8 protein-coding genes are annotated in these 12,757 nt (G+C 58.1%); 5 read left to right on the top strand and 3 right to left on the bottom strand.

Annotated features, from left to right (window positions below):
- Both APH42_RS02280 and APH42_RS02275 read right to left on the bottom strand, forming a co-directional pair.
- Entirely contained in the window at positions 1-1,608 is a 1,608-nt protein-coding gene (locus APH42_RS02280) for an ATP-binding protein (RefSeq protein WP_012273799.1), read from the bottom strand.
- Complete coding sequence (locus APH42_RS02275; RefSeq protein ID WP_012273800.1) at positions 1,605-2,303, bottom strand: response regulator transcription factor; 699 nt, start codon at positions 2,301-2,303, stop codon at positions 1,605-1,607. The genes APH42_RS02280 and APH42_RS02275 overlap by 4 nt, the downstream gene beginning before the upstream one ends.
- A gap of 782 nt (positions 2,304-3,085) precedes the next feature.
- Between APH42_RS02275 and APH42_RS02270 the strand changes: the two genes are divergently transcribed.
- The 3 genes from APH42_RS02270 to APH42_RS02260 all read left to right on the top strand — a co-directional run bounded on the left by APH42_RS02270 (position 3,086) and on the right by APH42_RS02260 (position 7,986).
- Positions 3,086-5,965 (top strand): ribonucleoside-diphosphate reductase subunit alpha, encoded by a 2,880-nt coding sequence (locus APH42_RS02270; protein ID WP_012273801.1) that lies wholly within the window; start codon positions 3,086-3,088, stop codon positions 5,963-5,965.
- Positions 5,966-6,103: 138 nt separating this feature from the next.
- On the top strand, positions 6,104-6,289 hold the full coding sequence (locus tag APH42_RS02265) for a hypothetical protein (RefSeq protein ID WP_012273802.1): 186 nt from the start codon (positions 6,104-6,106) through the stop codon (positions 6,287-6,289).
- Between the two features lie 446 nt (positions 6,290-6,735).
- Positions 6,736-7,986 (top strand): ribonucleotide-diphosphate reductase subunit beta, encoded by a 1,251-nt coding sequence (locus tag APH42_RS02260; RefSeq protein ID WP_003254823.1) that lies wholly within the window; start codon positions 6,736-6,738, stop codon positions 7,984-7,986.
- 140 nt (positions 7,987-8,126) lie between these two features.
- Here the strand turns inward: APH42_RS02260 and APH42_RS02255 are convergent, their stop codons facing one another.
- Entirely contained in the window at positions 8,127-8,405 is a 279-nt protein-coding gene (locus tag APH42_RS02255) for a helix-turn-helix domain-containing protein (protein ID WP_082421369.1), read from the bottom strand.
- 1,307 nt (positions 8,406-9,712) lie between these two features.
- Between APH42_RS02255 and APH42_RS02245 the strand changes: the two genes are divergently transcribed.
- Positions 9,713-10,966 (top strand): nucleotidyltransferase, encoded by a 1,254-nt coding sequence (locus APH42_RS02245; RefSeq protein WP_060492640.1) that lies wholly within the window; start codon positions 9,713-9,715, stop codon positions 10,964-10,966.
- Entirely contained in the window at positions 10,950-12,737 is a 1,788-nt protein-coding gene (locus tag APH42_RS02240) for a ThiF family adenylyltransferase (protein WP_060492639.1), read from the top strand. The genes APH42_RS02245 and APH42_RS02240 overlap by 17 nt, the downstream gene beginning before the upstream one ends.
- Positions 12,738-12,757 lie beyond the last annotated feature (20 nt).

Below are 12,757 nucleotides of genomic sequence, written 5' to 3'. Positions count from 1 at the left end.
TCACAACGGTGCCTGCTGCCGGGGCCAGTTGAGGCTGAAGCAGGCGCCACCCAACGCGGCACTGCGCCCAACCGAAGCCCTGCCCGCGTGCCAGTAGATGATCCGCCGTACGATCGACAAGCCCAGGCCATGCCCGCCCGAGGCACGGGTACGGCTGTCATCAAGGCGGGTAAATGGCGTGAAGATGCGGTCCCAGACACCCTCGGGGATCCCAGGGCCGTCATCTTCCACGTCGATACGGCAGCGTTGCTGCCCCAACTGGTAGCTCAGACGCACTTCAGACTCGGCATGGCGCATGGCATTGCCGACCAGGTTCTGCAGGGCCCGGTGCAGGTAACGCGGCTCGGCTTCGACCCAGGCGCCCTCGGCATCCGCGCCCTGGCAGTCACCGCGCACCACCCGCACCTCGGCACGCAACGGCGCCAGCTCTCCGATCACCCGATCGAGCAAGGCATCCAGGTCGACCCGCTGGAACTTCAAGGCTGGCGCGCCCTGCTCCAGACGGGCGTAGGTCAGCATCTCGTCCACCAGCTTGTCGAGGTCCTGAATATCGCCGTCCATGCCGGCCAGGTGTTTGGCCCGGGCCTGCTCAGTCGTGGCGCTTTCGATCATTTCCAGGCCAAAGCGCAGGCGTGCCACTGGCGTGCGCAGCTCATGGGACACCGCCCGTACCAACTCGCGCTGCATGGTCAGCGAGCGCTGCAGGTGTTCGGCCATGCCATTGAAGGCAGCGGCCAGGCGCCCTACCGAGTCGGCATCGCCAGCCGGTACGCGGGTATCCAGGCTGCCTTGGGCAATGCGCGTGGCCGCAATCTCCAGCCCTGACACCCGGCGCTCCAGCTGACGCACCAGCAGGTATACCACCAGGCCGATCAAGCACAGGCCTAGGAAGGCAATCAGGATCAGCAACTGCGGCGGGTACGGGTTGAGCTGATACAACGGGCCGATTTCCAGCACCCAGGGAGAGCCCGTCAGCCCGGCGAATACACGGATCGAGTCGCCATCCTTGCCCAGCGCCATCACCGTGTCGCCCTCCTCGACCCGGCGCCGCTGGTCATCGTCCAGGCTGACCCGCTCGATACGCTGCAGGGCGACACCAAAGCCAAAGCCCTTTTCCAGCTTGATCTGGGCCAGGCGCTGCTGCTGTTCGGTTACCGGGTAGCGCACCAGTTCGTCAGCCAATAGATAGAGTGTGGCGCGCGCCAGCTGCTCGCTGATCTGTTTGATCTGCGCGACCAGCATCAGGTCTTCCTGGCCGACCTTGCGCAGTACTTGCGCCGCATGTGGCCCCGTCTTCTCGACTACCACCAGGCCACGGTACAGGCGCGCCCGCTGGCCACCGTCAAGGCTGCGCGCGGTCATTGGCTGCAACGTCAGCGGCACACCAAGCAGGCGCTCCCAGATCAGCAGCGAGCGCTTGCGTTCGGTTTCATTCTGCGTCGCCAGGTTGTCAGCCATCAGGCTGAAGGTTCCCTGGGCCAAGCCCTCGCGGTGCTGTGCGGCGCGTACTTCATTGACCAGGTGCAGGCTGAGCACGCCAAGCAAGGCCACCAGCACCAACACGGCCAGCATGCCGCCGTAGACGCGCAGGAAGATCGAATTGTTCATGGCGCCTCGCCGACAAACAGATAGCCCTTGCTGCGCAGGGTCTTGATCAACCGTGGCTGCAGTGGGTCATCGCCGATCTTGGGGCGGATTTTAGAAATGCGTATATCGATGGAGCGGTCCTGGCCGTCGTAGCCCACGCCCCGCAGTGCGGTGAAAATCTGCTCGCGCGTCAGCACCCGGCCGGCATTGCTGGCCAGCAGCCAGAGCAGGTCGAACTCGGCGCCGGTCAGCTCGATCAATTGTTCGCCCAGGCGCGCCTCGCGCAAGCGGTTGTCGATGTGCAGCGCACCGAAAGCCAGGTCTTGACGTTTGCTGTCCACGGTCTCGCTACGGCGCAGCAGGGCCTGAATGCGCGCCAGCAGCAGGCGTGGGCGCACCGGTTTGCAGACATAGTCATCAGCCCCCAGGTCCAGGCCCTGGACCTGGTCCAGTTCGTCGCTGCGGGCGGTGAGCATCAGGATCGGGCCAAGGTACTGGCTACGCACACGGCGGCAGATGCTCAGACCGTCCTCGCCGGGGAGCATGAGGTCGAGAATGACCAGGTCGGGCTGGCTGTCGACGATGCGCCGCGCGGCGCGGGCTCCATCACCCTCGACACTGACCTCGTAGCCGTTGGCCTGCAGGTACTCGGCAGTGAGGTCGGCCAGACGCTGGTCGTCTTCAACAATGAGGATGCGTGGGGTGGGGTGGTCCATGGCCTCTGCCTTTAATTGTTGTTTTTCTGTTGCCAGTGCGGGCCGTTTCGCAGCTAAAGCCGCTCCCACAGGGACCGCGCCGCTTTCGAAACCTGCGCACTGCCCCTTTAACCTAAAAGCAATATCACAGCCGGATACTACGTCCCGCCCCCGGCACTGCCAACCCACCCACAGCCCCTCGACTGAACCGTTTTTTGTGATAGGGTTCGCGCCCGAAAAAAACTGCCCCGGGGCATCAAGGCGCAGAAAAATACTGCAAACCACTTGGCACAAGGCCTACAGCGAATACCCACCATTCACTCACAAAGTACACACACGTTATCCACAGGCGCTCGCCTTGCAAAGCCCCCAATACCGCATTATCTTGTATCCCGATCGCAGCGAACCACTAGATATAGGGGTTCGTGCAAAATCACACACAAAAGTCAACCCGCAAGATCAAGCGATTTTCCGGGTGGAACTTCAGGTGATTTCAGCAGCCGAACCGCTCCTGCGGAGGCGACCGAGGCAAGCCCTTCCAGGGCCTTGTTCGGGTATGGGTGTTGCAGGCCAGGCCTGGCATCCATCAGCAACAGTTTTTGGGCCCTGCCCAGAACCTTTGACTTCGGCCAGGGAGCGGCAAGCCATTGCCCCTTATTCCTGAGTCTGTCCCGAAGTCGGTACGCCCGCGCGGGCGGATGCGCATGCATTGCGCATCCCCGCCAGGCCATCGAGCAAGTGGACGGAACGGTGGGCGCCCAAAAGGCGCCTGAACAATATAGAAACTGTGGAGACACCCACCCATGCAAACCGACACAACTCGCGAGAACCCGCAGGCCAAGGTGCCGCAGGCCGCCGATTCCAACCAGGATCTGGCCGCCACCGCCCCCGGCCAACTGCGCGTGATCAAGCGTAACGGCACTGTCGTCCCTTACACCGACGACAAGATCACCGTGGCCATCACCAAGGCGTTCCTCGCAGTTGAAGGCGGCACCGCCGCCGCTTCGTCGCGCATCCACGACACCGTCGCGCGTCTGACCGAGCAGGTTACCGCCACGTTCAAGCGTCGCATGCCATCGGGTGGCACCATCCACATCGAAGAAATCCAGGACCAGGTCGAACTGGCCCTGATGCGCGCCGGCGAGCAGAAAGTTGCCCGCGACTACGTGATCTACCGCGACCAGCGTGCCAAGGAGCGTGCCACCCGCGCCAACACCGACGCCGTGGTCGAGCCGCACCCAAGCATCCGCATCACCCTGGCCGACGGCAGCCTGGCTCCGCTCGATATGGCCCGCCTGAACACCATCATCAGCGAAGCCTGCGAAGGCCTGGCCGAAGTCGATGGCGACCTGATCCAGCGCGAAACCCTGAAGAACCTGTACGACGGCGTGGCCATCAAGGACGTCAACACCGCCCTGGTGATGACCGCCCGTACCCTGGTAGAGCGCGAGCCCAACTACTCGTTCGTTACCGCACGCCTGCTGATGGACACCCTGCGCGCCGAAGGCCTGGGCTTCCTCAACGTAGCCGACAGCGCTACCCACCACGAAATGGCCGACCTGTACGCCAAGGCCCTGCCAGCCTACGTCGCCAAAGGTATCGAGTTCGAACTGCTGAACCCGGCGCTGGCCGACTTCGACCTGGAAAAACTGGGCAAGGCGATCAACCACGAGCGCGACCAGCAGTTCACCTACCTGGGCCTGCAGACCCTGTACGACCGCTACTTCATCCACAAGGATGGCGTGCGCTTCGAGCTGCCGCAGGTGTTCTTCATGCGTGTGGCCATGGGCCTGGCGCTGGAGGAGAAAGACAAGGAAGCCCGTGCGATCGAGTTCTACAACCTGTTGTCGTCGTTCGACTACATGGCCTCGACCCCGACCCTGTTCAACGCCGGCACCCTGCGCCCGCAGCTGTCCAGCTGCTACCTGACCACCGTGCCGGACGATCTGTCGGGCATCTACCACGCGATTCACGACAACGCCATGCTGTCGAAATTCGCCGGTGGCCTGGGCAACGACTGGACCCCTGTGCGCGCACTGGGCTCCTACATCAAGGGTACCAACGGTAAATCCCAGGGCGTCGTACCGTTCCTGAAAGTGGTCAACGACACCGCCGTTGCCGTCAACCAGGGTGGCAAGCGCAAGGGCGCCGTGTGTGCCTACCTGGAAACCTGGCACCTGGACATCGAAGAGTTCATCGAGCTGCGCAAGAACACCGGTGATGACCGTCGTCGTACCCACGACATGAACACCGCCAACTGGATCCCCGACCTGTTCATGAAGCGTGTCTTCGATGACGGCAAGTGGACCCTGTTCTCGCCTTCGGAAGTGCCAGACCTGCACGACCTGACCGGCAAGGCCTTCGAAGAGCGCTACGAGTACTACGAAGCCCTGACCGAGTACAACAAGATCAAGGTGTTCAAGACCATCCAGGCCAAAGACCTGTGGCGCAAGATGCTGTCGATGCTGTTCGAGACCGGCCACCCATGGCTGACCTTCAAGGACCCGTGCAACCTGCGTTCGCCGCAGCAGCATGTGGGCGTGGTCCACAGCTCCAACCTGTGCACCGAGATCACCTTGAACACCAACAAGGATGAGATCGCGGTCTGCAACCTGGGCTCGATCAACCTGCCGAACCACATCGTCGATGGCAAGCTGGACACCGCCAAGCTGCAACGCACCGTCAACACCGCTGTGCGCATGCTCGACAACGTGATCGACATCAACTACTACTCGGTGCCGCAGGCGCGTAACTCGAACCTCAAGCACCGCCCGGTCGGCCTGGGCATCATGGGCTTCCAGGACGCACTGTACCTGCAGCACATCGCCTACGGCTCCGACGCTGCCGTCGAGTTCGCCGACAAGTCGATGGAAGCGGTCAGCTACTACGCGATCCAGGCGTCCTGCGACCTGGCCGACGAGCGTGGCGCCTACGAGACCTTCCAGGGTTCGCTGTGGTCCAAGGGCATCCTGCCGCTGGATTCGCAACAGATCCTGATCGAAGCCCGTGGCCAGAAGTACATCGACGTCGACCTGAACGAAACCCTGGACTGGGCGCCGGTACGTGCCCGCGTACAGAAAGGTATTCGTAACTCGAACATCATGGCCATCGCGCCAACCGCGACCATCGCCAACATCACCGGCGTGTCGCAGTCGATCGAGCCGACCTACCAGAACCTGTACGTGAAATCGAACCTGTCGGGCGAGTTCACCGTGATCAACCCGTACCTGGTCCGCGACCTGAAGGCCCGCGGCCTGTGGGACTCGGTCATGATCAACGACCTGAAGTACTACGACGGCTCGGTGCAGCAGATCGAACGTATCCCGCAAGAGCTGAAAGACCTGTACGCCACCGCGTTCGAAGTCGAGACCAAGTGGATTGTCGACGCAGCTTCCCGTCGCCAGAAGTGGATCGACCAGGCTCAGTCGCTGAACCTGTACATCGCCGGCGCCTCGGGCAAGAAGCTGGACGTGACCTACCGCATGGCCTGGTACCGTGGTCTGAAAACCACCTACTACCTCCGTGCCCTGGCCGCGACCAGCACCGAGAAGTCGACCATCAACACCGGCAAGCTCAACGCCGTTTCCAGCGGTGGCGACAGCGCCCCGGTTCAGGCAGCCGGCCCTGCGCCAGTGCCAAAGGCCTGCGCGATCGACGAGCCTGACTGCGAAGCCTGCCAGTAAGGCCTGAATGCCGCGCGGGGTGCCTACGGGTGCCCCGCGCGGCATTTTTGTATCCGCGCATCAGAGAAATCTTGCCCTTTGCCCACCGCTCGCGCGGCTCGGTAAAAGAACAAGACCTCTCGAACAGGACATTAGCCCATGGCGCGGAAAAAAAAGACAACTCGCAAGATTGGTCGCAATGCTGAAACCGGGCGTTTCACCACGGTCGCAGAAGCACGCAACAACCCCAAGACACACATTGTCGAAACGCTGCACACCCGTGGCAGCGGCCTCGTGTCGCATGGGGGTGTGAAGCGCCCCCAGGATTGCAGCAGCGCCGCATGATCGCCGGGGCCGCTTTGCGGCCCTATCGCGACACAAAGCCGAGCTTACAAAGATCGCGCCAACACCACATAATGTGTGAAAAAAATAAAATGGCACAATATGTAGTGCCATTCGCATTTTGCCGCTACACTCCCTCCCCGTAGCAAACGACACGAACCAGGTGAACGGACGCACGCAATTCCGGTCGAAATAGTTACGCTCGCCCGCAAGAGACGCGCCCCGATCGAAGGCGAAATCCTATATACTTCGCCCCCTCTGAAAAGAGCACCTTTCAATTGTCCTGGCCCCTCCCAGAGGCCTGGCCAGGTACAAGCCAGAACACATTCAGATGTAAACGAGAGTCAGCCTCTCGAGCTGTCCATTCGCCGTTACGGCCTTGCGTCAGGCATCACATTCTTAAAATCCAACCGGTTGCCCCAGGGCGACCCTCAAGCAGGAGCCAAACCATGCTGAGCTGGGACGAATTCGACAAAGAAGACGGCGAAGTAGCCGCCAAAGGCAATACCCCTGCGCAGGCCGCTGCCGCCGCCACTCTCGACAAGCTCGACAGCGCCGGTGGTGCCGCCGCCCTGGAAGCCCGTGCGGCCACCGCTTCTGACTCCGAAGCCGTCAAACGTGCCAAGGCTGCCCTGGATGCCCTCGACGTTGCCGAAGGCCTGGCCGAGCTGGAGGGTTCCTCGGCCCGTGTTGCAGTTGACGAAAAACGCATGATCAACTGCCGCGCCGACCTCAACCAGCTGGTACCGTTCAAGTACGACTGGGCCTGGCAGAAGTACCTGGACGGCTGCGCCAACCACTGGATGCCGCAAGAGGTCAACATGACCGCCGACATCGCCCTGTGGAAGAGCCAGGACGGCCTGACCGAAGACGAGCGCCGCATCGTCATGCGCAACCTGGGCTTCTTCTCCACCGCCGACTCGCTGGTTGCCAACAACCTGGCCCTGGCGGTGTACCGCCTGATCACCAACCCCGAGTGCCGCCAGTACATCCTGCGCCAGGCCTTCGAAGAGGCGATCCACACCCACGCCTACCAGTACTGCATCGAATCGCTGGGCATGGATGAAGGCGAGATCTTCAACATGTACCACGAGATCCCGTCGGTCGCGAAAAAAGCCGCCTGGGGCCTGAAGTACACCCGCGCCATCTCCGACCCGGAATTCAACACCGGCACCGTCGAAACCGACAAAGAGCTGCTGCGCAACCTGATCGCCTACTACTGCGTGCTGGAAGGCATCTTCTTCTACTGCGGCTTCACCCAGATCCTGTCCATGGGCCGCCGCAACAAGATGACCGGCGTGGCCGAGCAGTTCCAGTACATCCTGCGTGACGAGTCGATGCACCTGAACTTCGGTATCGACGTGATCAACCAGATCAAGATCGAAAACCCGCACCTGTGGGACGCGGCGATGAAGGAAGAAGCGACCCAGATGATCCTGCAAGGGACCCAGCTGGAAATCGAATACGCCCGTGACACCATGCCACGCGGCGTGCTGGGCATGAACGCGGCGATGATGGAGGATTACCTCAAGTTCATCGCCAACCGCCGTCTGACTCAGATTGGTCTGAAAGAAGAGTACCCAGGGACTACCAACCCGTTCCCTTGGATGAGCGAAATCATGGACTTGAAGAAGGAGAAGAACTTCTTTGAGACGCGCGTGATCGAGTATCAGACTGGTGGTGCACTGAGCTGGGACTGATCGTCCGGGCCTTATTTTTCAGCGAGAACCGAACGAATTTCAGATTTTCCGAATTCTCGCACCAAATAAGCGCATGAAATGAAAAAAGCCACCTGAGCCGCAAGGGCCAAGGTGGCTTTTTCGTATAAGCCGAAGAACGGCTAAACCCCTACCCGCTTCAGCGCTCTGATTTCATCCCGGATTTTTGCCAGAAGCTCGTCCACATCGCCCTCCTGACCGACCTGCATCAAGACAATCAGGGTCGCAGGATTCACTCCTAGTCGCTCCGCAAATTCTTCCATTTTTTCGATCGTTGGACTGCGAATGCCACGCTCAATTGTGGAAACGAAGGATTGGCTCGCCCCCAGCTGCTCTTGTGCGATCTCCTTTCGTACCCGCACCTCCTTAAGCGCGGAGCCAAAAGCCAACTTGCGTTCCATCTTGTTACCCACAAAAGGAACGATAAAGCCCTGATGTGGACTCAAACGCTATGCTGTATACAGCATATATGAGAAAATTCGTTGTACTCCTAAATAATCAGTACGACCCACTCCGTCTCCGTTTCGATTGAGGTTTCAAGCCGTGTTTGTTTCAGATCCCCAGGAAGAGGTCATCACTCTTATAGGCAAGGTCGACCCCAGCCACAAGAGTTGGCCTAGAGTTGATACTAGCGAAACATTCTTCCAGGTTCATACTAAGCAACAAGGGGACCCCAAGCTCACCTTCGGCGTAATATTGTTGGCGACCCCGCGGGCGCTCCTGGATTTTCTGAAATGCTGTCAGCGGGATGAGCAAATACGAATTGTACAAATTATTATATCAACCCCTCCTCATGCTAACCGGTCCAGGAAATGGCGCACCGAGGCACTCGCCAAACTTGAGGTAGGCTTCGATGACACCGAAGTACCAAACTCGATCATCTACCACACGATTGACGAAACCTATTATGAGGATCGTGTGTACGGAAAGCGTAGAAACCAAGGCCAACCAGCATTAAAAACAGTATACAAAGCGCGCGCAAGACGCTCGCCAACGCAAGAAAAAATTAACAAGCTGCAGCCACTAGCTAGCAAAAGCGGTGTCCAATGCTGAAACGTACAACGCTCGAAATCATTTTCAGACCTCGCGCTAATTTTGCTCGCGCACGGGACACGCTCTCCCCGCTAGGCCGTTGAGTTTTTTCAACATGAGATCACTTAAACAGCATTAAGCAGATCAAGCAGGCAATCCAGGTGCGACATAATTAAGTCGCACCCCCTAAAATCAGTTACAAGTTACGATTTGAAAACACTATATTTTGCTTCAAAAGCAAAATTAGATGAAACGATTCATCAAAGTTTATCTTCTTTGACTTCCTATTGGATCCATGATCAAATCTGGTCTATAGAATATCCACACCAGCTCTTCGGCCTGTGCGGTGAGGGTCAAACATTCAGCAAATCGATGTCAAAAAATCGCCGTCAATTCGGCAGCGAAAAACGGTGCAAGCTCTAGTCTTGGGCAAATTTCACCGCGCACTTCTGTGAGCACCCTTAGGGATTTCATCCTACGACCGCGCTCATTATTTATCAGCTAAAAATTTACAACCTGCAACCCTACCATCTTCATTGCCGGTACATCTAAAGAGATTGGTTCTGGCAGCGCCGGAGCAGCAGGAAGCATATGCGTTATACACGCGAAAGAATGGAGCTATTAAACCATTCCTACGCCTTATGACCTTGGGCCACACTTCTGACGAGACTCGACCATGATTACACAAGATGAATCAACCAGGCGCAGTAGCTGGGAACGCCTACTTCTGCGCGCTGCGAGCAGCATCTCTTTGACTGCCAGCCAATACAAGGTGATTGAGGATCGCTACTCACAGCTGCAGAGTATCCTCTCGGCCTCCAAAGACCCTTTGCTTGAGGGTGCGCATATCTTCCCTCAGGGTTCAATGCGCCTCAAGACTACGATCAATCCAGTCAAAGATGCCCCCAAAGATCTCGGCACGATCGATGCTGATGCCATCGTCTGGCTACCCAATGCCGGTGATGCAGATGCCGACACGGTTCTAGCAGCTATAGAACAGCGCTTCCGTGAAGGCAGCCGAGTGCAATCGGATATTGTCCAGCTGCGCCGAGGAATCCGTATCGAGTACGCAGACGAAAACCCTGGATTCCACATTGACATCACACCTGCGCGTGCGGTGCAGGGGAATAACGAGAGTAACGGTCAAGGAAAACTTGAAGTACCTGACCGTGTCACAGGCTGGAAGGCCAGTAGCCCAATCCCGTATGCCGACTGGCTACATAGCGCTTCGGAGCAAAAAATCTCGCTGGAGCTCCTCAAGAGCTTTGTGGCCAATGAGAGTCGAGCCATGGACTCTGCCACACAAGAGCCCCTTCCCTCGTATCAGGAGTACGACAAGCTCGATCCTTTGCGAGCCACCATCAAACTGCTTAAACGGCACCGCGATGAATGGGCAATTGAAACGCGAAATGAGGATTACCGCCCTATTTCTGCCGTGATCACCACCTTGGCAACTCATGCCTACCTCAAGGTGGTAAAAGAGTCACATCACACTCCACTGACCCCGATCGATGCGATCCTCAAGATTGTGGAAAAAATACCTGAGGAGATCAAAGTCTTTGCTGGGAAGTACTATGTGGTGAACCCTCGAGATCCCGGTGAAAACTTTGCGGAGAAATGGAATAGGCCTGAGGAAGGACACAAATACTGCCAAGCCTTTGACAATTGGCATGCGAGTGCATTGGTTGCCTTTATGCTTGGCCTGCAGCCCCACGACAGCGCTGACTCATTCGCCAACGTCATGAAGCGAAGCTTCGGGATCGGCCAGAGTGTGATTACAGAGGTCAACAACGAAATTCCGGGGCACTGGACGATGGCTGGTCGAAAAGTTGGGACTACCAAAAACATCTTAGCCGCTACTGCAATCTTTGGCAGCTCGAGCCACGCCACTCCACAAACGAATGTGAAGCCAGTTGAACGCCTCGGTTAAGCCCAACCTATCCACGGCCGTGGAGCGTGGCATCGCCGCGCTTCGCGCATTTATAGGCGAGGAAGTTGCGACTACGATCCTTAGAACCACAGATCGAAAACAAGGCGAAGCCGCCAGCTTTCTGTTGCCTCTCCCACCCGACTACACCGGCATTGAAAGGCAGCTGCGCATAGCGTTTCCAAACCAGTTTCCATTGGTCTCGCTGAGGATCCAAGTCGAGCCGTCCCCCTGGCTCGCATGGCCGCATGCCACTAGATCCGGGCTCTGTCTGCACGGTTTCCGCGAAAGGCCAATTACGGGAGATCCGGAAACAGTGGTACAGGACTGCCTCGTACGGCTTGGGGCAATTCTTGAGTTTGTTCGAACAGATGCCGATCCTGCATTGCGTGACACTGAATTCGAAAAAGAATTTACCTCGTATTGGAACATGCAGCTTGATATTTCTCCTCAAGATGTCTTGCTGCTGGAGAGGCCTAAGGCGGCATCAGAACTGTTTGCAACCAGCGACCCTCGCCCTGGCCGACGCACCCGTACCGCCTGGCTTGCACCGGATGTGCAATTACTCAGAACGCATATCAACCGTACGCTTGGGTTAAGCGCGAAAATCAAAGCACCAGCAGTCGCAGGCTTCTATCTGAAGTTGCTGACCTACCCCGATATCCAATGTCCAACTCCTGATCGCTTGCTGGAATGGCTGACACCGCACCTCAGCCCAGACGATAGCAAGCAATTCCTGGCCTGGTTCTCCGGAAAGGGCTCACTGGCCAATCGGTGGCTTGTACTTGAGTTACCCGGCCCCACAGGAGCGCCTCTGTATTGCCTAGATGTCCGTTCTTACAGTAAACAACCAGACCATGGCCGCTGGTATGGCTTTCGCTCAGCTCGGCGATGGTCAGGCAAGAATCAGCCATCCCACTCGCCTGTTCTGGTGAGGGGCGCCATCCTCAATGTGTTAGATCGGGATGACATTCTTTCCCGCGACCTCAGCGGTACCGCCAAGAGTCTGGAAAAGTCCAAAGTAGTAATGGTCGGCGTCGGCTCGCTGGGGAGCACTGTTGCCTTACAATTGGCCCGCTCGGGCGTGGGAGAGCTCGTCCTCATCGACCCTGACATCCTAGAGTCTGCGAATCTGGGACGTCATGTACTAGGGGCCGACGATCTCGCTCAGTCAAAAGCGACTGCTCTTGCCGAAAAGATTACGCATGATCTGCCTACCGTTAAGGTCACAGCCTTCATGGATTTCGCTGAGCTCATGCTGCTCAAGATGCCGGAAATTTTCGACAATGCAGACATGGTGCTTGTCACCACTGCAGACTGGTCATCGGAAGTAGCCCTGTGGTTCCGCAAAGCGCAAGCCGCAGGCTGGAATCTCCTGCAAGCGTGGAGTGAGCCTCACTCGTTTGTTGGGCATGCGCTCTTAGCGCCACAGGGGCAGCATGATGGACGCCCCTTGTTCGATGACACTGGTAATTTCAACTTCAAGTACACCGAGTGGCCGAACGGTGGCGGGGTGGTTTCACTGCCGGCGTGTGGCCAAACCTTCATCCCTGGAGGCGCCTCAGGCATGGTCAACGTGGCGTCGATGGTTACCCAAGTAGCATTGCGGGGTCTTACCGGGCAGATCACCAAACCTGTGTGGACCACAAGTATCTATCGACCTCAGGACATTCCTACTCATGAGGGCACTTACAGCGGGCCACCCTTAGCAGATGGCGTCCAACACATCGTGCTTGAACGTGATTGGCCAGATGCGGAGAGTGGTAAGCAGTGAGTGCTATAGCGTGGGCATGG

Origin of the sequence: Pseudomonas sp. NBRC 111140 (genome assembly GCF_001320885.1) — a bacterium.
Classification (GTDB): Bacteria; Pseudomonadota; Gammaproteobacteria; order Pseudomonadales; family Pseudomonadaceae; genus Aquipseudomonas; species Aquipseudomonas putida_P.
This window is presented reverse-complemented; position numbering and strand designations above follow the sequence as displayed.